Origin of the sequence: Pseudomonas sp. Xaverov 259 (assembly GCF_019352915.1) — a bacterium.
Lineage (GTDB): Bacteria > Pseudomonadota > Gammaproteobacteria > Pseudomonadales > Pseudomonadaceae > Aquipseudomonas.
The window spans coordinates 98,282-120,905 of the sequence record NZ_JAAAFV010000021.1 but is presented as its reverse complement, the minus strand read 5'-3'; the positions used below and the strand labels follow the sequence as shown (position 1 = coordinate 120,905).

The following is a 22,624-nucleotide window of genomic DNA, read 5'->3' as shown; positions in this document are numbered from 1 at the left end:
GTGTCATAGGTCTTGTCAAACCCCGGTCCGTCTGTGCGGACTCCTGGGTCGCATACGCCATGGTCTGTTGACCAAGTATGTTGACGTATGCCGGACGAGCGTGGCGCTCGTGGGAGACTACTCCCCTAGGACGGAGCGGATTCTGCCTAGGCAAAATCCATTCGGCAAGCGTTCTTTTTCAAATCACCATCAGCCGCGTTTGGCACGGTAAATGCGAAAACCATTGCCTTCGGCCTTCACCGCACACACGCCCAGATGCTCCTCGATCAGCGGTTGGTACTTGAGGAAGCTGTTGGCAACCAAACGAAGTTCGCCGCCTTTTGCCAGATGTATCGCCGCTTTTCGCAGCAAGTTCTCCGTGGCGAAATAGTCCGTGTGCACGCCGACATGGAACGGCGGGTTGCTCAAAATCGCGTTCAAACCCATCGGCGCGGCGTCGATGCCATCCCCGGTCAACACTTCGGCTTCCAGGCCATTGGCCGCCAAAGTCAGGCGGCTGCTGGCAGCGGCGAAGGCGTCCACATCGAGCATCGTCACGCTGTTATGCGGGTAGCGGCGTTTGACCGCCGCCCCAAGCACGCCGGCGCCGCAACCAAAGTCGAGCAAATGCCCGCTCGGCAGCTTGTCCAGATGCTCCAGCAGCAACTCGGTGCCGCGATCCAGGCGGCCGTGGCTGAACACGCCGGGCAGGCTCACCACCTTGAGCGGCCCTTCGGCCAGCGGCACCTCGAAGACTTGCGCCAGACTTTCCAGCGCGACCGCTTGCGGAGCATTGGCCACGGTGACTTGCCACAGTTGGCAATGCCGCGCGTTGTCGAGCTTGCGCGGCTTGCCGAACGGGATCATCTGCTTGGCGGCACTTTCGATGCCGGCCTTTTTCTCCCCGACCAGAAACAGCTCGGCACCGGGCAAGCGTGCGGCCACGGCGTTGAGCAGGTAGTCGGTGAGGTCTTTGGATTTTGGAAGGAAAATCACCGCCGCATCAAACCCGCGCTCGGGCACGTTCACGCCGAACTGGCTGCGCTCGGGAAAGCGCGCATCCAGTGCCGCCTGATCGCCGGCATGCCAGCTCCAGCCGTGGGCATTGGGCAGGCGGCCGAGCAAGTCGTCGGCAGGCAAACCTACCAGCAGCAGGTTGCCTTGAAAAAGTTCGGCCTGACGAAGCAGTACTTCACTGCGCGGATCCATAGTCTGCTCCTTGAAAAGGGGCGCAGTTTATCAACTGACGACGCGCAGCGGGGCGCCGCTGAAAAAGCCTCGGGCGTTTTCAGCCAGTTGGCCGACGATACGCTGGCGCGCTTCGCGACTGCCCCAGGCATTGTGGGGAGTGATGATTAAACGAGGAATGTCGCCGGCCAGCAGCGGGTTGCCATTCACGGGGGGTTCCACGCTCAGCACATCGGTGGCCGCGCCGCCGAGATGGCCGTTGCGCAAGGCATCTGCCAGCGCCTGTTCGTTGATCAAACCGCCGCGTGCAGTGTTGACGACAAACGCGCCGGGCTTGAGCAGCGCCAGTTCGCGGGCGCCGATAAAATCGCGTGTGTGTTCATTGAGCGGGCAGTGCAAGGTCAGCGCGTCGACCTGTGCGAGCAGCTCATCCAGCGGCACGCGGTCCGCGCGGGCAGGGCGCCCGGGAATGGCGCCGAGCACCACGCGCATGCCAAAAGCTTCGGCCAGCCTCGCCACCGCCCCACCCAGTTCACCGTGGCCGAGCAGGCCGAGGGTTTTGCCTTCCAGCTCGACAATCGGGTAATCCAACAGGCAGAACTGCCTGGCCTGTTGCCATTTGCCCGCCGCCACATCCTGTTGATAGTCCTTCAGGCGCGTCGCCAGGTTGAGCAACAGCATGATCGTGTGCTGCGCCACCGACGGCGTGCCGTAGCCGTGGCAATTGCTCACGGTAATGCCGTGGGCACGGGCGGCGTCGAGGTCGACGTTGTTGGTGCCGGTGGCCGACACCAGGATAAGCTTGAGCTCGGGGCAGGCCGCCAGGGTTTGCGCGTTAAGGGCGATCTTGTTACTGATCACCACCTGGGCGCCTTGCACACGTTCAAGCACATTCTGTGGCGTGGTGTCGGTGAGCAGCTGCAAGTCACTGAAGCTGTTGCGCAGCTCGCTGAGGTCGAGGTCGTCCAGGTCCAGGGACGGATGATCAAGGAAGACGGCGCGGCGATTGTTCATTCTCAACTGTACCTTTTGCGACGAGGTTCGAAGGCGTAATCTGCCGAGCCTATCAGATGAAATAATCAGTTACTTAATGGAGTGAGCATGTACGTCGCCGAGTTTTTGACCGTAGCCTTGATTCACTTGTTGGCGGTGGCCAGCCCCGGCCCGGATTTCGCCGTGGTGGTGCGCGAAAGTGTTACCCATGGCCGTCGCGCCGGCACCTGGACCGCTCTGGGCGTGGGCTCGGCGATTTTCCTGCACGTGGGGTACTCGCTGCTGGGCATCGGCTTGATCGTGTCGCAGTCCATTGTGCTGTTCAACGCGCTGAAGTGGGCCGCCGCTGCGTACTTGCTGTATATCGGCTTCAAGGCCCTGCGCGCGCAGCCGGCCAAGCCACCCGCCGAGGGCGAGTTGCACCGTGAAGTTGGCGAGCGCACCCCACGCGGGGCGTTTACCGCAGGCTTTGTCACCAATGGCCTGAACCCGAAAGCCACGCTGTTCTTCCTGTCGCTGTTCACGGTGGTGATCAACCCGCACACGCCGCTGGCGATCCAGGCCGGTTACGGTGTGTACCTGGCAGTGGCGACGGCGTTGTGGTTTTGCCTGGTGGCCATGCTGTTCAGCCAGCAGCGCGTGCGCGCCGGGTTTGCGCGGATGGGGCATTGGTTTGACCGGACCATGGGCGCGGTGCTGATTGCCATTGGTGTGAAGTTGGCGTTTACCAGCATGAAATAACGCTGTACCTGAGTGGGCACGGACAAAATGTGGGAGCGGGCTTGCTCGCGAATGCGGTGGGTCAGTCAATTTATCTGTTACTGATACACCGCATTCGCGAGCAAGCCCGCTCCCACATTTCGATCTATGTAAATCCTGGATGCTGGCGCAAAGCTAGCATTCATTGGCCGCTGCAAATCATTCCTTTGGCTGATTTGGCTGAAACATTAGCGCTCTACAGTGCAGGTCTTAGCCAAGACCGTGCAGTCAGATAAGGGATTCGTATGTTGCAGACCCGTGTTATCCCGCCCGCCGAAGGCGCTTACCAATACCCGCTGTTGATCAAACGCCTGTTGATGTCCGGGGCGCGTTACGAGAAGACCCGGGAGATCATCTATCGCGACAAGCTGCGCTACACCTACCCAACCCTGATCGAGCGGGTCGCACGCCTGGCCAATGTGCTGACCGAAGCCGGGGTCAAGGCCGGTGACACGGTTGCCGTGATGGACTGGGACAGCCACCGTTACCTGGAATGCATGTTCGCCATCCCGATGATCGGCGCGGTGATCCACACCATCAACGTGCGCCTGTCGCCGGAACAGATCCTCTACACCATGAACCACGCCGAGGACCGCTTTGTGCTGGTCAACAGCGAGTTCGTGGGGCTCTACCAGGCGATTGCCGGGCACCTGACCACCGTCGACAAGACCCTGCTGCTCACCGACGCTGAGGCCAAGACTGCCGAGTTGCCGAACCTGGTCGGCGAGTACGAAACCCTGCTGGCGGCCGCCAGCCCCAAGTACGACTTCCAGGATTTTAACGAAAACTCCGTCGCCACCACCTTCTACACCACCGGAACCACCGGCAACCCCAAGGGCGTGTACTTCACTCATCGCCAACTGGTGCTGCACACCATCGGTGTGGCGACCATCATGGGCAGTGTCGACAGCGTGCGCCTGCTGGGCACCAACGACGTGTACATGCCGATTACGCCGATGTTCCACGTGCATGCCTGGGGCCTGCCGTATGTGGCGACCATGCTCGGTTTGAAGCAGGTCTACCCTGGCCGTTACGACCCGGAATACCTGGTGGAGCTGTGGCGCAAAGAGAAGGTCACCTTCTCCCACTGCGTGCCGACCATCCTGCAAATGGTGCTCAACGCCAAGGCTGCCCAGGACGTGGATTTTGGCGGCTGGAAAATCGTCATCGGCGGCAGCGCGCTCAACCGCACGTTGTATGAAGCGTCCAAGGCGCGGGGCATTCAGCTGACGGCCGCGTATGGTATGTCGGAGACCGGGCCGCTGGTGTCCTGCGCTCACCTCAACGAAGAGTTGATGGCCGGCACCGAGGACGAGCGCACCACCTATCGCATCAAGGCCGGTGTGCCCGGGCCGTTGGTGGAAGCGGCGATTGTCGACGGCGACGGCAACTTCTTGCCCGCCGACGGCGAGTCCCAGGGCGAACTGGTGCTGCGTGCGCCGTGGCTCAGCGAAGGGTATTTCAACGAGCCGCAAAAGGGCGCCGAGCTGTGGGAAGGCGGCTGGATGCACACCGGTGACGTGGCCACGCTGGACGCGTTTGGCGTGATCGATATTCGCGACCGCATCAAGGACGTGATCAAGACCGGCGGCGAGTGGATATCGTCATTGGCCCTCGAAGATTTGGTCAGCCGTCACCCGGCGGTACGCGAAGTAGCGGTGGTGGGCATCGCCGACCCACAGTGGGGCGAGCGCCCGTTTGCACTGCTGGTGGTGCGTGATGGCCATGTGATAGGTGCCCGCGAGCTCAAGGAACACCTCAAGCCGTTCGTGGAGTTGGGGCACCTGAGCAAGTGGGCGATTCCAAGCCAGATCGCCGTTGTTACTGAAATTCCCAAGACCAGTGTCGGCAAACTCGACAAAAAACGTATCCGCGTTGACATCATCGAATGGCAAGCCAACAACAGCACGTTCCTGTCCACGCTCTGACCCCCTTCGCCGCGCCCGTTCGGGCGCGGCAATGCTCTAACTCGCGGCTTCACTTGTGATTTCAGGATTTTCAGCCATCCTTGCCTCGCCGGCCTTCGTCGGCGTGGCGAAAGGGCTGTGGCAGACGGGTTGGTGATGCAAATCACACTTTAGAGGGATCAAGCGGTACCCCCCTGCTGGCTATAGTCCCACTCAGAGTTTTTCACGGATGTTGCGCTGCGGGCCATGGGGGCCCGGTTGCCGTTCGGCATTGGAATCGTTGTATTCCGGCCGTTACATGCATCCAGACGAAAGAACTCACTGCCATAACAATAATGCACATGGAGTAGCGTCGATGACCTCAGTAAACCAGTTCTGGCGCCGGGCAAGACTGCCCCTGGCCGTCAGTCTCGCTTCTACGCTCGCCGGGCCTGCATTCGGCGTCAGTTTCAACATCGGTGAAATCGAAGGCAGCTTCGACTCATCCCTGTCGGTGGGGGCGAGCTGGTCGACTGCCGGTCGCAATAAAGACCTGATCGGTGCCAACAACGGTGGCAGGGGGTTATCGCAGACCTCCGATGACGGCCACTTGAACTTCGACAAGGGCGATTCCTTCTCGAAGATCTTCAAGGGTATCCATGACCTTGAGTTGAAATACGGCGACACCGGCATCTTTGTGCGTGGCAAGTACTGGTATGACTTCGCGCTGCAAAACGAAGACCTGGACTTCAAGAACGTCAGCAACAACAACCGCAAAGAGGGCGCCAAGTCTTCCGGCGGGCAGATCCTCGATGCCTTCATCTACCACAACTACACCATCGCCGATCAGCCGGGTAACGTGCGGTTTGGCAAGCAGGTAGTGAGCTGGGGTGAAAGCACCTTCATTGGTGGCGGTATCAACTCCATCAACCCGATCGACGTGTCCGCGTTCCGTCGTCCGGGCGCCGAAATCAAGGAAGGCTTGATTCCGGTCAACATGTTCTACGTGTCGCAGACCCTCACCGATAACCTCTCGGCCGAAGCGTTTTATCAGCTGGAATGGGACCAGACCGTCACCGATAACTGCGGCACATTCTTCTCCCAGCCGGACGTCATCTCGGATGGTTGCAGCAATAACCTGCGGGTGCTGAACAAGCGCTCCACCATCCCGGGCGCGGCCTTGCCTACCCTTAACGCCTTGGGCGTGGATGTGAATAACGAAGGTGTGCTGGTACGTCGCGGCGGTGACCGTGATGCACGCGACAGCGGCCAGTTCGGCGTGGCCATGCACTACAACTTCGAGCCGCTGGACACCGAGTTCGGCGCGTACTTTATGAACTACCACAGCCGTGCGCCGATCTTCAGCGCCACCGGCGCGCCAAACTCGGCCTACACCCGTCCGTTGGGGCCGCTGGCGGCGTTGCGCCCATTGATCGTGGCAGGCAGCTCCCAGTACTTCGTCGAGTACCCGGAAGATATCCGCCTCTACGGCTTGAGCTTCTCCACTACGCTGCCTACCGGCACCGCCTGGAGTGGTGAACTGAGTTACCGGCCAAACGCGCCGGTACAACTGAGCACCACCGATATTCTGTATGCGGGCGTCACGCCGATTCCGGGCTATGGCAATGCATCGGTGCTCAAAGGCACACCGGGCCAGGACCTGCACGGCTACAACCGTAAGGAAGTGACCCAGTTCCAGACCACTTTCACGCACTTCTTCGATCAGGTCATGGGCGCCACTCGCCTGACCACCGTAGGTGAAATCGGCGTGACCCACGTGGGCGGCCTGGAGAGCAAAAACCAGGCACGTTACGGCCGTGATCCGGTCTTCGGCCCTGGCACGCTGCCCGGCGGCTTCTGCAATGCGCTTAACAATTCGACAGCCAACGGCGCAGGCCTGCCGAATGCGTCCGGCCTGAACACCAACTGCAATAACGACGGCTACACCACTGCCACGTCCTGGGGTTATCGCGCCCGGGCCATCTGGGAATACCCGGATGTGTTTGCCGGTGTGAACCTCAAGCCCAACGTGGCCTGGTCCCATGACGTTAAAGGTTATTCGCCTGGCCCTGGCGGCAACTTTGAAGAAGGTCGCAAGGCCGTCAGCCTGGGTGTGGATGCCGAGTACCAGAACACCTACACCGTCAGCCTGAACTACACCAACTTCTTTGGTGGCAAGTTCACCACCGTGGATGACCGTGACTTCATCGCGCTGAGCGCCGGCGTGAACTTCTAAGCACAACCTCTTTAAGCAGTCTGTTTTCAGGAAGAACCAGAACATGAAAATAACTAGAAGTTTGTTACATGTGGGTGTGCTTGGGCTGTCGATCCTGGCGAGCAACGTCATGGCGGCAGTCTCGGCGGATGAAGCCGCCAAGTTGGGCACGACCCTGACGCCGATGGGCGCCGAAATGGCCGGAAACGCGGCCGGCACCATTCCTAAATGGTCGCCGCTGCCTACCAATGCCGGCGCCGTGGATGCCCGTGGCTTCCTGGCCAACCCGTATGCCAGCGAACAGCCGCAGTTCACTATCACCGCGCAGAACGTCGAGCAGTACAAAGACAAGCTGGCGCCGGGGCAGTACGCGATGTTCAAGCGCTACCCAGACACCTTCAAGATGCCGGTCTATCCGACCCATCGCGGCGCTACCGTGCCGGCTGAGGTGTTTGCCTCGATCAAGAAGAACGCCACCAACACCAACCTGGTCTCCGGCGGCAACGGCCTGGAAAACTTCGAAACTGCGGTTCCGTTCCCGATTCCGAAAAGCGGTGTGGAAGTCATCTGGAACCACATCACCCGCTATCGCGGCGGCAGCGTGACCCGTCTGGTGACCCAGGCCACGCCGCAAACCAATGGCTCGTTCAGCCTGGTGTACTTCCGCGATCAGTTCGTGTTCCGCGACAAGATGAAGGACTACGACCCGAAAAACCCGGGCAACGTGCTGTTCTACTTCAAGCAGCAAGTCACCGCACCGGCGCGTCTGGCCGGTGGTGTACTGCTGGTGCACGAAACCCTGGACCAGGTTAAAGAGCCGCGTTCGGCGTGGGTCTACAACGCCGGCCAGCGCCGTGTGCGCCGGGCGCCGCAAGTGTCCTATGACGGGCCGGGTACCGCTGCCGATGGCCTGCGTACCTCCGACAACCTCGACATGTACAACGGCGCACCGGACCGCTACGACTGGAAGCTTGAAGGCAAGAAAGAAATCTACATCGCCTCCAACAGCTACAAGATCGACGATCCGAAGCTCAAGTATGCCGACATCATCAAGGCCGGCCACATCAACCAGGACCTGGCACGTTACGAGCTGCGTCGCGTCTGGCACGTGGTTGCGACCCTGAAGGAAGGCCAGCGCCACATTTATGCCAAACGTGACTTCTTCATCGACGAAGACACCTGGCAAGCAGCTGTCATCGACCACTACGACGGTCGTGGCCAACTGTGGCGCGTCGCCGAAGCCCATGCCGAGAACTACTACGACAAGCAAGTGCCGTGGTACGCCATCGAAACCCTCTACGACCTGCAGTCCGGCCGCTACCTGGCCCTGGGCATGAAGAACGAAGAGAAGCAGGCGTATGACTTCGGTTTCACCGCCTCCACCGCCGACTTCTCCCCGGCGGCCCTGCGCCAGGACGGCGTTCGCTAAGCTGCTTTAACTGAGGCCGCATCCTCAGCGTGAAGCCCCGACTGGTTCGGGGCTTTTTTATGCGGGATATTTTTTGTCGCAGTTCTTTTTCAGGCAAATGTCGCAAAGATCTACAAACCCGCTGCTTTTACCGCTAGTCTGCGGACATCTGCAATGCCGACAACAGCCTTCTACAAGAGCCCGGCGATGACTGATCTGTCCCGAATCCAAGGGCCTGCAAGCGCGGTGATTCCGACCCTGGAAGCGCGTTTCTACAGGCCGCCTTTGCCTGATGGCTACGTGCTGCGCCCGCGCCTGTGCGAACGCCTGAGTGCAGGCCTTGCAGGGCGACTGTTGCTGGTGAGTGCCCCGGCCGGGTTCGGCAAGAGTTCGTTGGCGGTGGAGTTTTGTCAGAGCCTGCCGGCGCATTGGCAAAGCCTGTGGCTGGGCCTGAGCCCGCGGGATAATGACCCCGGCCGCTTCCTTGAGCGCTTGCTCGACGGCTTGCAGCAATACTTCCCGCAACTTGGCGCCCAATCCCTGGGTTTGCTGAAAATGCGTCAGCGTCACCAACCCTTTGCCTTTGAAGAATGGCTCGACGGCTTGCTCGACGAGCTGACGCAGCACCTGTCCACACGCGCGCCCTTGCTGCTGGTGCTGGATGACTACCATCTGGCCCAGGGGCCGGTGCTGGACCGCTGCCTGCAATTTTTCCTCAATCATTTACCCGATGGGCTGCTGGTCATGGTCACCAGCCGTCAGCGCCCGGACTGGCACCTGGCGCGGCTGCGACTCTCGCGCCACCTGCTGGAGCTGCATGAACAAGACCTGCGCCTGACCCACGACGAATCGCTGGCCGTGCTCGACAGGCACAGCAGCTCGCTGCGCGGCGAAGCCCTGGACAACCTGATCCGCCGCAGCGAGGGCTGGGTGGCCGGCCTGCGCTTCTGGCTGCTGGCCCTTTCCGAAGCTGGCAATGAAGCCGCGTTGCCGCAACATTTAAACGGTGGCGAAGGGTTGATCCGCGACTATCTGCTCGAAGAAGTCATCGATTGCCTGCCGGCAGAGGTGCAAGCCTTCCTGTACGACACCGCCCCGCAGGATCGTTTTTGCAGCGAGCTGTGCGACGCCGTGCGCGAAGCCCACGACAGCGCGCACATCCTCGGTTATTTGCAGGCCCACCAAGTGTTCCTGGTGCCGCTCGATGAGCAGGGCCACTGGTATCGCTACCACCATCTGTTTTCCGACCTGTTGCGTACCCGCCGTGCCAGCAGCGCCACCGTACCGATTGCCAGCCTGCACCTGCGTGCCTGCCGCTGGTTCAACACCCAGGGCTTGATCGATGAGGCGGTGGAACAGGCGTTGCGCGCCGGCCACCTGGATGTGGCGGCGAACCTGGTGCAGAACCTGTCGGAGGAGCAACTGCTGGCCGAGCAGAACGTCGGCATGTTGCTGCGCTGGAAGATGGACTTGCCCGACAGCCTGCTGATCAGCACGCCGCGTTTGATCGTGCTCTACAGCTGGGCATTGGGCCTGGCCTGCCAGTTGGATGCGGCCGAAGAACTGTCCGGCTACCTCAGCCGCTTCCTGCCGGCGCCGTCGGCCACTGCGCAAAAGTCGATGCTGGCTCAATGGTTGGCGCTGAGCGGGATTATCGCCCGTGGCCGAGGCGATCGTGAATCAACCCTGCGCTATTGCAGCGAGGCGTTGGAAAGCTTGCCGCAAAAACGCTATGGCCAGCGCCTGATGTGCCTGTCGACCTTGTCCAACCTGGCTATCGTCGATGCCGACTTGTGGCGTGCCCGTGGCCTGAATCGCGAATCCCTGGAGCTGGCGCAGCGCGTCGGTAACCCGCTGTTCGAGGCGTTGGCCCATTACGATCGCGCGCGGGTGTTGCAGGCGCGCGGCGAAATCCTGCGTTCCCTGGACGAAGTGCGTCAGGGTTTGCAACGCCTGCACGGCTTGGCGCCGCAGCGGTTGTACGCGGTGCGCGCGCGGTTGTCGCTTTACGAGGGCTACCTGCTGCTGGTGCGCTATCAACCCGAGGCCGGCCTCGTCCGTTTACGCGCGGGTCTGAACGAAGCCCGCGCCTGCCGGGATATCAGCGTGCTGATCGGGCATTGTGTGATTGCCAACTTTGAAGGGCGCCGTGGGGATTTTTCCACGGCGTTTGCCGAGCTTGCCGAAGCTGAGCGCTTGATGCACATCTGGGACGTGCCGCCGATCTACTACTTGGCGATGATCACCCTGATCAAATGCGAGCTGTGGCTGGCGCAAGGCCGCACTGACCTGGCAGAGGCCTGGCTGACCCGGCTGGGGCAAACCTACAACGGTGAACATGCCGCCGCCGCACCGGAGTTTCACCCGCATTTGCCGCAACATATCGGGCTGCAACAGGCTGCGTTGGACGCCACCCGTCATCAGCCGGCCGCCGCGCTGCTACGCCTCGAAGAGCTGGCGCAGCAGGCGCATAACAGTGGGCGGCAAATGATTGCCCTAATGGCCCTGACCCAGCAGGCACAGTTGCTGCTGGAGTGCGGGCAGCAAGACCAGGCCCGACGGGCATTGGCTCGCGCCCTCGAGGCTGGCGCCGGTGGGGCGTTGCAACCCTTTCAGCGGCTGCTGGAAAGTTACCCGGATTGGATGCGTGAACAGCTTGGCCGGGATATTCATGGCTTGCTGAACCAGAGCCTGTTGGCGCTGTTGCCTGCCGCTGCGATCGTTGAGGCATCGCCTAATCATGAAACCTTGAGCGTACGTGAACTGGCGGTGCTGCAACTCATCGCCCAAGGCTGCTCGAATCAGGAAATCAGCAATCAGTTGTTTATCTCACTGCACACGGTGAAAACCCACGCCAGCCATATCAACAGCAAGCTGGGTGTAGAGCGCCGGACTCAAGCGGTGGCGCGGGCCAAGTCGATGGGGCTGCTGGCCTGATAATGCGGCAATTTTCCCGTGGGAGCTGATATGTGTAAGAGCTGGCTTATGTGGGAGCTGGCTTGCCTGCGATAGCATCACCTCAATATGACTGATAGACCGAGTTGTCTGCATCGCAGGCAAGCCAGCTCCCACACAAGCCCGGCTTCTACATTTGACCAAATACAACCTTAGTGGTCTCGCTACGGCGCAGTCGGGCAGGCTTTCAGCGACGTGTCGGCGGTTTTGCTGACCAACGCGGCGAAACGCTTGAGGTTGTTCTGATGCGCCGCCACCAAGTCATCAATGCTCGGGCCAGCGGGTGTCTGCAAGGTGGTGCGGCAGGTCAACGGTGCGGCATCTGCACCGCTGGTGGGCCGCAGGCGCCAGCGCACGTCGAGCAGTGCGTATTGGCCCGGCACCGAGTCGAATCGCTGCACTTCAACGCGCAACGACATGGCTTGCCGGGAGTGACTGTTGGCCAGTTGATCCACCAGCGCGCTTTTCAGTTCATCCGCCAGGGTTGCGGCCCACCATTGGGTTTCCAGGATCGCCACGCCACTGTCGCCCTGGCGAATCACGATCTGCGCGCGATCCACCTGTGGCGGCACGCTGATGCTTTCAATGCGGATATCGCTGGCCTGGGCTTGAGTGTTGTTGTTCCAATGCACCGGCGTCAGGGTGTGGAACGCGATCGGCTCACTGCGACAGGCCGCGAGCAGCACCAGCGCGGCGACCAAGGTGATTTTGAGTGGAAAGGTCATGGCGGCTCCAATGGTCATTTGCGCGGTGGCCCTTGCAGGTCTATAGGCGCGGCGCTGTCAGGGCGACCGCGAATCAGCGATTCCGGATGCCGGCCCAGGTAGTCCGACAGTTCGCGCAAGGAGCGCGACATACGCGCCAGTTCATCGAGGGTCTGGGTCAGTTGTTCACGCTGCGGCGAGTCTTCGGCCAGGGTTGAGTTGGCCGACTGCAAGGTCTTGCTCACGTCACCCAGGGTGGTCTGCACGCCGGGCAGGGTCTTGGCGTTGAACTGGGCAAGGCTTTTGCGCAACTCGACCAGGCTGCCGTCGAGGTTGCCGGCGATGCGCTCGATTGGCAGTTGGTTGACCTTGTTGACGATGCCTTCGAGTTTCTCCTGCAACTGTTCCAGGTTGCCGGGGATAGTCGGAATGTTGACCGGGCGCAGGTTCGGGTCAAACACCACTTTGTCGGCTTTCGGGAAGAAATCCAGGGCGATGTACAGTTGGCCGGTCAGCAGGTTGCCGCTGCGGGCCTGGGCGCGCAGGCCGTTTTCGATGAAGGAACCGATCAGGCGCACGCCGCCCGCTTCATCGTTGGGGTCATGTTTGGTGGCCTTGAGCAGCTTGGTGTTGGCTTCGCCAAGCAATTGCGGGTAAATCACAATGCCGACGTTGATCGGGAAGCTGCGTTTCCTGGCATCGAAATCCAGGTTGATCGACACCACCTTGCCGAACTCGACCCCAAGGAACTCCACCGGCGCACCGACCTTGAGCCCGCGCAGTGCTTGATCAAAACGCAGGGCCATGTATTGCCCTTGACCGTTGGGCGGGGCGAGGGCGCTTTGCTGGTCGTCGAACAGCTCATAGGTGTGATCTTCGCTGGCCGGTTTGTCGTTGGGGCTGTAGGGCGGCGCCTGGAATGCGATGCCGCCGGCCAGCATCGATGACAAGGACTCGGTTTTCAGCGCGAAACCATTGGCGCCGACGCTCAGGTCAATGCCGCTGGCATTCCAGAAGCGTGTATTTTCGGTGACGTACACATCGTTGGGCGCATGCACGAAGACCTCGATCTTCACGCCCTTGCCATCGTCATCCAGTTCGTAGGCCACCACTTGGCCCACCGGGATCTTGCGGTAGTACACCGGCGAGCCGATATCCAGTGAACCCAGGCCCTGGGTGTGCAACGTAAAACGTTTGCCCGGCTCGCCATAGGTGATGGGCGGCGGGTTTTCCAGGCCTTTGAACTGTTTGGCGCGGGTGTCGGATTGGCCGATATCGGCACCGATATAGTCACCGGACAGCAAGGTATCGATGCCGGACACGCCACCCGCACCGATGCGCGGGCGCACCACCCAGAACTTGGAGTCTTCACGGGTGAAGCTTTCCGCCTGCTTGGCCAACTTGATGGTGGCGTTGACGCTTTTCTGGTCATCGCTCAAGGCCACATCCGAGACTTGGCCGATCACCACGTTGCGGTATTTGACCTCGGTTTTATTGGCGACCAGACCGTTGCCGGTCTTGAAGTTGAGGACGATCACCGGCCCCTGTTGCAGCACGTTGTGTACCACCAGTGAGATGCCCACCAGCACTGCCACAATCGGCACGATCCACACCAGCGAAACGCTGAAGCGCCGCGTCTTGATCGCCGGTGAGCCCGCAGGCGTGTCAGTGTTGTGTGAACTCATCCGAGATCTCCTCGTTGTGTGGGTTTTCCCAGATCAGGCGCGGGTCGAAACTCATGGCCGCGAGCATGGTAAACACCACCACCAGGCCAAAAAACAAAATGCCCAGGCGCGGCTCGATGGTGCCCAGCGCCTGGAACTTCACCAGCGCGGCCACCAGCGCCACCACGATCACATCGAGCATCGACCAGTAGCCGATCAGCTCGACGAACCGAAACAGCTTCGAGCGCTCTTTGCGCGCCCACTGGCTGTTGCGCTGCACGGTGACCAGCAGCAGGGTCAGCGAGACAAACTTGATGCCCGGCACCGCGATGCTGGCAATGAAAATGATCAGTGCAATGTCCCAGGCGCCATGCTGCCAGAACTCCAGCACGCCGCTCATGATGGTGCTGTCGGCGCCGGAACCGAGCATGGTGGTGTTCATCACCGGCAATAAATTCGCCGGGATATAAAACGCCAGTGCGGTGAGCATGTAGGCCCAGGTGCGGGTCAGTGAGTGGAGTTTGCGCCGATGCAGCGGCGCACCACAGCGCTCGCACTCGCTGGGTTCGTCGCGCATGTCGCAGGGCTGGCCGCAGGTGTGGCACAGGCACAGGTTGAGTTCGCGCGCGGTCGGTGGTGAATTCATACGGCGTCCCACAAGTCGCGTACGTCACGCCCGGCGATGCGAATCAGCAGCAGGGCGAGGGCGGCGAGGGCAAACAGGCCGGTGCCGGGGATCACGTCGAGCATGCCGGCCAGCTTGAACACCGCGACCATGGCGCCCAGCAGGCAGACTTCGAGCATGCTCCACGGCCGCAGCGCTTCAAGCCAGCGCATGCACAGTTTGAACGCTGGCGAGCGCTTGCCGGTCAGGGCGAAACTCAGCACCCACATCAGCAATAGCAGCTGAAACACCGGGGCGATGATGATCGAGATCGCCGCCACCAACGCAATAAAAGTGATCGGGCCCAGGCTCAGCGCGACCACCGAGTCCCACAAGGTCGCGCTGTTTTTAAGGCCTTGCAGGCTGATGCTCATCACCGGATAGAAATTGGCAAAGGTCCACAACACCGCTGCGGTGACGGTCAGCGCAAGACGCTGTTGCACCGACAACCCGTTGTAGCGCTGCAACACGCCTGCGCAACGGGTGCACAGGGCTTTTTGATGTTTGGCGAGCGTGACCTTTTCGTACACGCAATCGCAGTGTTCGCAGATGATCCGTTGATTGGCCATACGTCTTGCTCCAAACGCGACGCTGCGGTGCGGGTTCCTTGGCGCTCGAGTAGCTTAGCAGTTGCTGCCCTTCGAATCTGGGGCAAGCTCCACCATACTGCGTCTGGAATGTGCCATAGAGCTTGCAGGAACGCCCATGAATATCGAAAAACCCGCGCTGATCCGCGAAACCTTCCCCGTCGGCCCGTTGCAGTGCAACTGCACCATCATCGGCGACCCGATCAGCAAAAAAGCCATTGTGGTCGACCCGGGCGGCAATCACGAGCTAATCCTGGCGCGTCTCGATGCGCTGGGCCTCAAGGTGGTGAGCATTATCCACACCCACGCCCACCTGGATCACTTTCTGGCGTCCGGCCAGCTCAAAGAGAAGACCGGCGCCACGCTGCATTTGCACAAAGAAGACCAATTTCTTTGGGATAACCTGGAAATGCAATGCCAGATGTTTCGTGTGCCCTACACACCGGTGCCGTCGCCGGATCGCTGGCTGGAGGACGACGAGGAGTTGGCCTGTGGTTGCGGGGTGGCGCTGCATACGCCGGGGCACACAGCGGGCTCGATGAGCTTCTGGTTTGCCGATGCCAAGTTGCTGATCGCTGGCGATACGTTGTTCAAGCGCGGCGTGGGGCGTACCGACCTGTGGGGCGGCGACCAGGCGACTATCGTGCGTTCGATCAAGCAGCGTTTGTACACCTTGGACGAGGGCGCAACGGTGGTTACAGGGCACGGCCCGGACACCCGCTTGGGCGATGAGATGCGGGAGAACCCGTTCGTGCGGGCGTGACAGGCGGGGAGGGAATATTTGCGCGGGCGAGGCTGTTCTTCAAAAGAATCGTCCTGGCAGGTCGCGTTCAGCCTTGGCCTGCTACGGTTTATACAGCGGGGATCATGGTCAATGTTTTGTTAGAGGTCGGGAAGTGGCCACGGAATTTTTACCGTTTGTCGCGTTCCAAACTCGGCACAGGCCCATTGCCAATGTCCTTTGCACCACAGAATGCAAAAGTAGGAGCTCCCTTCATGTTTACTCCGCGTCGTCTTCTTGTTGTTGCCACCGCCGTAGCCTTGTTGTCCGGCTGCGCTTCACCTAATCCTTATGACGGCAGCCAGGGACAGGCCAGCAATGGTTCCGAAGGGGGCATCAGCAAAACCGCCAAATACGGCGGCCTGGGTGCTCTGGCCGGTGCGCTGGCAGGTGCTGCCATCGACCATAACAACCGTGGCAAGGGCGCACTGATCGGTGGCGCCATTGCAGGCCTGGGCGCCGCTGGGTATGGCTACTACGCCGACCAGCAGGAAAAGAAACTGCGTGCAAGTATGGCCAACACCGGTGTTGAGGTGCAGCGCCAGGGCGACCAGATCAAGTTGATCATGCCGGGCAACATCACCTTCGCGACCAACTCCGATGCCATCGCCAGTAGCTTCTACACGCCGCTCAATAACCTGGCGGGTTCGCTGAAGCAGTTCAACCAGAACACCATCCAGATCGTCGGCTACACCGACAGCACCGGCAGCCGCCAGTTGAACATGGACCTGTCCCAGCGTCGTGCCCAGAGCGTGGCCAACTACCTGACTTCCCAAGGCGTGAGCCCGACCAACCTGAGCGCTCGTGGTGCCGGCCCGGATAACCCGATTGCCAGCAACGCCGATGTGAATGGCCGTGCCCAGAACCGTCGCGTTGAGGTTAACCTTGGCCCGATCCCAGGCCAGCAATACGGCCAGCCTGGTCAGCAGCAGCAACAGGCACCGCAGCAGAACAACCAGTTCCAGGGCAACCCGTACCAGCAATACCAGTAAACCCTGGGCATTAAAAAGGGCGCCGTGCAGACAATGCACGGCGCCCTTTTTTGTGGCTGGCGATTACATCAGTCGATGTATTCGAAGACCTTCACGATCTTCTGCACACCGGACACGCCCTGAACCAGGTTGGCCGCACGGGTGGCCTCCGCCTGGGTCAGCAGGCCCATCATGTAGACGATGCCATTATCGGTGACGATCTTGATGCGCGAGCCGGGTACGCCGCTGTCGGTGAGCATCTGCGCCTTGATCTTGGTGGTCAGCAACGCATCGTTGCTGATGGCCAGCAGGGTGATAGGGTCCATGACTTGCAGCTCGTTGTGGACCTTCTTGACCCGCTGAACCGTCGAGGCGGCTTGTTCGGCCTGGGCCTTGAGATCAGCTCGCGGCGTCTGCCCGGCCAACAGCACCACGCCGTTGAAGCTGGTGACCACAATGCGCGAGGCGCCGTTGCCCAGGTCGGTAGCGGCCTTGGCGACGTTGACCTTGACCTTGGTTTCGATCAGCGAGTCGTCGATGGTGCTGCCGAAAGTGCGTGTGCCCCGGTCATCCTGAATGGGTGTGTCACGTGTCGCAGTGATTGCCGTGCTGCAGCCGCTGATGGCGAGGCACAGCGTAATGGCCAAAAGGCTGATGCGGTTAACGGTCATTCTTCACTCCCGAACAGTTGGCTGTCGATCAGATCGCACAGGCAGTGGATCGCCAGCAGGTGGACTTCTTGAATGCGTGCAGTGACGTTGGCGGGGACACGGATCTCCACGTCCTCAGGCAATAACAGCGAGGCCATGCCGCCGCCGTCGCGCCCGGTCAAGGCTACGACAATCATTTCGCGGTCATGTGCGGCCTGGATCGCTTGAATAATGTTCGCCGAGTTGCCGCTGGTGGAAATCGCCAGCAGCACATCGCCGGGTTGGCCCAGGGCGCGAATCTGCTTGGAGAAGATTTCGTTGTAGCTGTAGTCGTTGGCGATCGAGGTGATCGTCGAAGAATCGGTGGTCAGGGCGATGGCCGGCAGGCTCGGGCGCTCGCGCTCGAAACGGTTGAGCAGCTCGGAGGAAAAGTGCTGGGCATCACCGGCCGAACCGCCGTTGCCGCACGAAAGCATTTTGCCCTCGTTGAGCAAGGCATTGACCATGACCTGACTGGCTTGCTCGATGTGCGGTGCAAGTACGTCCATCGCCTGTTGCTTGGTGTCGATGCTGGCCTGGAAAAGCTGGCGAATTCGGGATTGCATGTCCATCTGTGTGACCTTAAGTAGCGCGGCTGTTCGGCACAGAAATGTGCAGCCCGCAAAGCAAAGAGCAAAAGTGTGTGGTGAAGATATCCGGGCAATCAGCTGTCGAAGGCATTCTTGAGCCAGTTCAAATCAGCTGGGCCTGCCGGTGTGCTTTCCATGGCAACCACATCGAAACGGCAGGGGCTGTCAGCCCAGCGATGCTCTTTTTGCAGGAAAAACTGCGCGGCGAGTATCAGCTTCTGACGCTTGCGCCCGTCGATACTGGCGAGCGCGCCACCCCATTGTGCGTGTTTTCTGTAGCGGACTTCGACGAATACTACTGTATCGCCGTCAAGCATGACCAGATCAAGCTCACCGCGTTTGCATAACCAGTTCTGCGCCAGAAGGCGCAGACCCTGTTGTTGCAGGTATTTAAGAGCTTGCAGTTCGGCGTCCTTGCCGCTTTGTGCGCTGGACCGCTCGGGCATCAGCGCGGGGTGTCCGGCAGGCGTTGAATCTCGCCACCGACGAACTTCGCCCATGGCATCTGGCGGTCGACACGCTGGTAGGCGCCGATGCCCAGGTTGCCCGACAGGCCGTCAACGCGGGTGTCCGGCAGGGCCTTGAGCTGGCCCAGGCGCGGTGCCAGGCGGTAAGCGTCCACGCCCATCGCATACAGGCGACCAAGGCTGCCATTGGCCTGTGGCCATTGCGCGGCAACCTGGTTGCGCAGCGGGTCGGTGGTGTTGAGCAGCCATGGGGTTTCGCAGAACATCACGTTGGTCATGTCCAGGTACTGGTTTTTGTCGCCGCTGGCACTGAACACATGGGACGTCGCATACACAGGCACATCACCGGCGTACTGGAAGTTCAGGGTTGGCTTGATCTGCTGGGCCAGTTGCGGGGTTACAGCCAGGAAGATGAACTCGATGTCCTGGCGGCGTGAAGGTTGCGCGGCGACGTCGGTGCCGACCGTGCTTTGCAGGCTCTTGGCGCGACCTTCGCTTTTACGCAGCTGGAACAGGTCGGCAATCTGCTGGGCGAGGGCGACCGGCTGATCGACGTACTCGACGCCCACCACGGTGCCGCCATTGGCTTCCCAGTCCTGACGGAAGGCTTTATAGACACGCTCGCCCCATTCACCACGCGGCACCATGGCGGCGGCGCGGTGCAGGCCGTCGGCACGGGCGCGACGCGAGACTTCGCGGGCTTCGTCTTCAGCGGCCAGGCCGAACTGGAACAGTTGCGGCGGGTTTTCGTTAAGTTCGCTGTAGTTGAGGCCCAGGGTGGTGATTGGCAATTGCCCGCGGGAAGCGAGCTGCTTGACCAGTGGTTTCTCCAGCGGGCCGACTACCAGTTGCACACCGGCGGCCTGGGCCTTGGCGTAGAAGTCGTCGAGGGAGGTCAGGCGCGAGCTGTCATAGAACTCGATGACCGGCGGTTTCTGCCCGGCTTGTTCGGCCTGGAAGTGCGCGGCCATGAAGCCTTCACGCAGCGCCTTGCCGACCGCGGCCAAAGGGCCTTCCTGCGGCAGCAGCAACGCGATTTTGGTCAACGGCTGGCTGGCCAGCTCCTTGAGCTTGGTCAGCGGGGCCGGCAGGTTGACTGCCGCCGGGTGGCCTGGGTTCTGCGCGCGCCAGGTATCAATGGCGGCTTGCTGTTGTTCCAGGGTGCCGGCGCCTTTGATCGCTTGGGCCAGAGTGATCCAGCCGTCAAGAGTCGGGTTGCCGCTGGCTTGCAGTTGCTCGGCAGGCAGCGCGGCGACCAGCGCCCAGATGGCTTCGTGGTTATTCTTGGCGGCATCACCCGTCAGCAAGGAGGCCATGGCAACCCGCTCACGCGCGGCAGCCAGGGTCTGGCCATCGGCTTCATAGGCGCGGGCATGCACGGTGCCGGTACGGATCTGCTGGTCAGTCGGCAGCTCCTTCAGGCTTTGCAGGCTGGGGTGGTTCAGGGCGGCCAGCGCAGCTTTGGGCTGGTTGCGCGCCATGGCCAGTTCCGCGGACAGGGTGCTGGCAAAAACTTGTGCGGCCGGCTTCAGGACATCAAGGGGCACCTGCGCAAGAATCTGCGCCGAGCGGCCAGGGTTGTTCTGGTGGTAGGCCAGGTCTGCCGCACTCAGGCGCAACATCGCGGCCTTTTCTGGCGTACTGGCGTTGGTGGCCTGTTCGAGCAGTTGCTCGATACTGGCATCCGGGGTCCGGGGGAGGTCGCCAAGGCTGGACGAGGGCGAGCTGGCGCACGCGGCCAGTAAGGCAGCGAGGCAGAGGGCGGAGAGCAGCCGCAGGCAAGCGATCATGTAAGTGTTCCTGATACCGATCAAATTAGCGTGGAATTGTACCCAAGCACTGGCCCAGGCGCGATGTTACTGGCGTGAAACCATCGATTTAGGTCGTGTAAATGTTGCGAACCGGCATCGATGGCCGAACCCGAGGGCATATTATCGAGGCGCCTACGCGCTACAATGCGACTTTTCCTAACCATCGAGGTGTGCGTTTTGACTGCTCCAGGTCCTTTGAATTCCACTGCAGGCTCGCTTTTTGTCGTGGCGACGCCCATTGGCAACCTGGACGACATCAGTGCTCGGGCGCTGAAAGTGTTGCGCGACGTAAAACTGGTCGCGGCGGAAGACACGCGGCACTCCCAGCGTTTAATGCAGCATTTTGGTATCAGCACGCCATTAGCTGCGTGCCATGAGCATAACGAGCGCGAAGAAGGCAGCCGTTTCATCACACGCTTGCTGGCGGGTGACGATGTGGCGTTGATCTCGGATGCCGGTACCCCATTGATTTCCGATCCCGGCTACCACCTGGTTCGCCAGGCGCGCGCCGCTGGTATCAATGTAGTGCCAGTTCCGGGAGCGTGCGCGCTGATTGCGGCATTATCGGCCGCCGGCTTGCCGTCGGACCGCTTTATCTTCGAAGGTTTCCTGCCCGCCAAGGCGGTTGGGCGCCGTGCGCGCCTGCAAGCCTTGAAGGAAGAACCGCGCACCTTGATCTTCTACGAAGCGCCGCATCGCATTCTGGAATGTCTGCAGGACATGGAGTTGGTGTTCGGCGGTGAGCGCCTGGCGCTCTTGGCGCGGGAGCTGACCAAGACCTTCGAAACCCTCAAGGGCTTGCCGCTGGAAGAACTGCGGGCGTTCGTCGAGGGCGATAGCAACCAGCAGCGCGGTGAGTGTGTGGTGCTGGTGGCCGGCTGGACCGCACCGGAAAATGACGACGCGGTAGGCAGCGAGGCGATGCGCATCCTGGATCTGCTGCTTAAGGAAATGCCGCTTAAGCGTGCCGCAGCCCTGGCGGCTGAAATTACCGGCTTGCGCAAGAACGTGTTGTATCAAGTCGCGCTGGATAAGCAGAAGGCCGAATAGTTCCGGGGTTAAACCGGTCTCCCGTCTGAACGTGATGGCATTGCTGCACTTTTAATACTTGTCCTGAAGCCGCCGTGCCGTTAACCTGCGCGGCGGAGAGTCGATTGGACAGTCGCTGCCCTCTATGAAAATTAGGGGGGGGAGGAAAGTCCGGGCTCCATAGGGCGAAGTGCCAGGTAATGCCTGGGAGGCGTGAGCCTACGGAAAGTGCCACAGAAAATAACCGCCCAAGCACTTCGGTGCCGGTAAGGGTGAAAAGGTGCGGTAAGAGCGCACCGCACGTCTGGCAACAGTTCGTGGCTAGGTAAACCCCACTTGGAGCAAGACCAAATAGGGTCCCAAGGCGTGGCCCGCGCTGGGACCGGGTAGGTTGCTAAAGATGTCCAGTGATGGCCATCGTAGACGAATGACTGTTCAAGACAGAACCCGGCTTACAGATCGACTCTCCACCTTTTTTCCTTCTGTCCGAATCTCGTACAGAAACCTGGTAGTAACGCAAGAATCCCTCCCTGCCAAATCATTGGCAGATGCATCTTCGTAATACCAAAAAAATCTTACTCTTAATAAATCACTTTAACTTTAAGCCATAGCTCCATGAGCTATTTGCGGTTGTTGAGTCAAAAACATCGCTGAACTCGCGTTTCTCCTCCTTTTACGTTCCTAAATCTCCGTTCTGTAAGGCTTTTCCTTGAATCCGCGCCTTGACGGTGTGGTGGGCGCATTCCTATAGTGTGCGCAAGTGGCGGAAAGTGGCACAAAGTGGGTTTTTTGAACGTAAAACGCTAAAATTTGGAGAAACGCATCTGTGTTTCGCGGAGCTAACGCTATCAGTCTCGATGCAAAAGGCCGTCTCGCCATGCCGAGCCGGTATCGTGACGAGCTCATTTCGCGAAGTTCAGGCCAGTTAATCATCACGATTGACGCCGTTGACCCTTGTTTGTGTGTTTACCCCCTCGATGAGTGGGAGTTGATCGAAACCAAGTTGCGCGCTCTGCCTTCATTGCGTGAAGAAAACCGCCGCCTGCAGCGTCTGCTGATTGGCAATGCCGTCGACCTTGAACTCGATGGCAGTGGTCGTTTCCTGGTGCCGCCGCGCTTGCGCGAGTACGCCAAGCTGGATAAGCGCGCAATGCTGGTGGGCCAACTGAACAAGTTCCAATTGTGGGACGAAGATGCCTGGGATGCTGTTTCTGCAGCAGACCTGGCTGCTATTCAACAACCGGGCGCTATGCCTGATGAACTGCGTGATTTGATCCTGTGACT

Annotated in this window: 19 protein-coding genes, 1 other RNA gene and 1 riboswitch; of the genes, 10 read left to right on the top strand and 10 right to left on the bottom strand. The window is 60.5% G+C overall.

What is annotated here, in order from left to right; all coding sequences use genetic code 11:
- Positions 1–18 precede the first annotated feature (18 nt).
- A riboswitch (yybP-ykoY riboswitch) is annotated at positions 19–138 on the bottom strand.
- 51 nt (positions 139–189) lie between these two features.
- Positions 190–1,188 carry a class I SAM-dependent methyltransferase gene (locus K0H48_RS05825; protein WP_219266772.1) on the bottom strand — a complete coding sequence of 333 codons (999 nt, stop codon included), beginning with the start codon at positions 1,186–1,188 and terminating at the stop codon, positions 190–192.
- Between the two features lie 30 nt (positions 1,189–1,218).
- Positions 1,219–2,181: a 2-hydroxyacid dehydrogenase gene (locus tag K0H48_RS05820; RefSeq protein WP_219266771.1), complete on the bottom strand. Its 963-nt coding sequence runs from the start codon at positions 2,179–2,181 to the stop codon at positions 1,219–1,221.
- Between the two features lie 87 nt (positions 2,182–2,268).
- On the opposite strand from K0H48_RS05820, the gene K0H48_RS05815 reads away from it, so the two are divergent.
- The 5 genes from K0H48_RS05815 (at position 2,269) to K0H48_RS05795 (ending at position 11,365) form a co-directional block, all read left to right on the top strand.
- Positions 2,269–2,901: a LysE family translocator gene (locus K0H48_RS05815; protein WP_056859000.1), complete on the top strand. Its 633-nt coding sequence runs from the start codon at positions 2,269–2,271 to the stop codon at positions 2,899–2,901.
- A gap of 263 nt (positions 2,902–3,164) precedes the next feature.
- Positions 3,165–4,847 (top strand): fatty acid--CoA ligase, encoded by a 1,683-nt coding sequence (locus K0H48_RS05810; RefSeq protein WP_138816806.1) that lies wholly within the window; start codon positions 3,165–3,167, stop codon positions 4,845–4,847.
- Between the two features lie 334 nt (positions 4,848–5,181).
- Positions 5,182–7,041, top strand: a complete 1,860-nt coding sequence (locus tag K0H48_RS05805) for a DUF1302 domain-containing protein (RefSeq protein WP_219266770.1) — start codon at positions 5,182–5,184, stop codon at positions 7,039–7,041.
- Positions 7,042–7,084: 43 nt separating this feature from the next.
- On the top strand, positions 7,085–8,449 hold the full coding sequence (locus tag K0H48_RS05800) for a DUF1329 domain-containing protein (RefSeq protein ID WP_219266769.1): 1,365 nt from the start codon (positions 7,085–7,087) through the stop codon (positions 8,447–8,449).
- Between the two features lie 186 nt (positions 8,450–8,635).
- Positions 8,636–11,365 (top strand): LuxR C-terminal-related transcriptional regulator, encoded by a 2,730-nt coding sequence (locus tag K0H48_RS05795; RefSeq protein ID WP_219266768.1) that lies wholly within the window; start codon positions 8,636–8,638, stop codon positions 11,363–11,365.
- Positions 11,366–11,547: 182 nt separating this feature from the next.
- Here K0H48_RS05795 and K0H48_RS05790 read toward each other — a convergent pair whose 3' ends face one another.
- From K0H48_RS05790 to K0H48_RS05775, 4 genes are read right to left on the bottom strand one after another with little or no spacing between them, the layout of a single operon-like run.
- Entirely contained in the window at positions 11,548–12,108 is a 561-nt protein-coding gene (locus tag K0H48_RS05790) for a membrane integrity-associated transporter subunit PqiC (RefSeq protein ID WP_219266767.1), read from the bottom strand.
- Between the two features lie 14 nt (positions 12,109–12,122).
- Positions 12,123–13,772: an intermembrane transport protein PqiB gene (locus tag K0H48_RS05785; protein WP_219266766.1), complete on the bottom strand. Its 1,650-nt coding sequence runs from the start codon at positions 13,770–13,772 to the stop codon at positions 12,123–12,125.
- Positions 13,753–14,397: a paraquat-inducible protein A gene (locus K0H48_RS05780; RefSeq protein WP_138816799.1), complete on the bottom strand. Its 645-nt coding sequence runs from the start codon at positions 14,395–14,397 to the stop codon at positions 13,753–13,755. Before K0H48_RS05780 ends, K0H48_RS05785 begins: the two co-directional genes overlap by 20 nt.
- On the bottom strand, positions 14,394–14,984 hold the full coding sequence (locus tag K0H48_RS05775) for a paraquat-inducible protein A (RefSeq protein ID WP_219266765.1): 591 nt from the start codon (positions 14,982–14,984) through the stop codon (positions 14,394–14,396). The genes K0H48_RS05780 and K0H48_RS05775 overlap by 4 nt, the downstream gene beginning before the upstream one ends.
- 136 nt (positions 14,985–15,120) lie before the next feature.
- On the opposite strand from K0H48_RS05775, the gene K0H48_RS05770 reads away from it, so the two are divergent.
- Positions 15,121–15,765, top strand: coding sequence for an MBL fold metallo-hydrolase (locus K0H48_RS05770; protein WP_219266764.1), 645 nt, complete (start codon positions 15,121–15,123; stop codon positions 15,763–15,765).
- Positions 15,766–15,998: 233 nt separating this feature from the next.
- Entirely contained in the window at positions 15,999–16,775 is a 777-nt protein-coding gene (locus tag K0H48_RS05765; RefSeq protein ID WP_219266763.1) for an OmpA family protein, read from the top strand.
- A gap of 68 nt (positions 16,776–16,843) precedes the next feature.
- On the opposite strand, the gene K0H48_RS05760 is transcribed toward K0H48_RS05765, so the two are convergent.
- From K0H48_RS05760 to K0H48_RS05745, 4 genes are all read right to left on the bottom strand, one after another.
- Positions 16,844–17,425, bottom strand: coding sequence for a BON domain-containing protein (locus tag K0H48_RS05760; protein WP_073637286.1), 582 nt, complete (start codon positions 17,423–17,425; stop codon positions 16,844–16,846).
- A complete protein-coding gene (locus tag K0H48_RS05755) occupies positions 17,422–18,015 on the bottom strand; it encodes a phosphoheptose isomerase (protein WP_007904374.1) in 594 nt (197 codons plus the stop codon). The genes K0H48_RS05760 and K0H48_RS05755 overlap by 4 nt, the downstream gene beginning before the upstream one ends.
- A 92-nt stretch (positions 18,016–18,107) precedes the next feature.
- Complete coding sequence (locus K0H48_RS05750) at positions 18,108–18,479, bottom strand: YraN family protein (protein WP_138816795.1); 372 nt, start codon at positions 18,477–18,479, stop codon at positions 18,108–18,110.
- The gene (locus K0H48_RS05745) at positions 18,479–20,290 is read right to left on the bottom strand and encodes a penicillin-binding protein activator (protein WP_219266762.1); all 1,812 of its coding nucleotides are present in this window, start codon (positions 20,288–20,290) and stop codon (positions 18,479–18,481) included. Before K0H48_RS05745 ends, K0H48_RS05750 begins: the two co-directional genes overlap by 1 nt.
- Positions 20,291–20,455: 165 nt before the next feature.
- Here K0H48_RS05745 and rsmI point away from each other — a divergent pair, with 165 nt between their 5' ends.
- The 3 genes from rsmI to mraZ all read left to right on the top strand — a co-directional run bounded on the left by rsmI (position 20,456) and on the right by mraZ (position 22,622).
- Complete coding sequence (rsmI, locus tag K0H48_RS05740; protein WP_219266761.1) at positions 20,456–21,361, top strand: 16S rRNA (cytidine(1402)-2'-O)-methyltransferase; 906 nt, start codon at positions 20,456–20,458, stop codon at positions 21,359–21,361.
- A gap of 96 nt (positions 21,362–21,457) precedes the next feature.
- Positions 21,458–21,811, top strand: an RNA gene (gene rnpB / locus K0H48_RS05735) — RNase P RNA component class A.
- 355 nt (positions 21,812–22,166) lie between these two features.
- Entirely contained in the window at positions 22,167–22,622 is a 456-nt protein-coding gene (gene mraZ, locus K0H48_RS05730) for a division/cell wall cluster transcriptional repressor MraZ (RefSeq protein ID WP_003171868.1), read from the top strand.
- Positions 22,623–22,624: the final 2 nt, after the last annotated feature.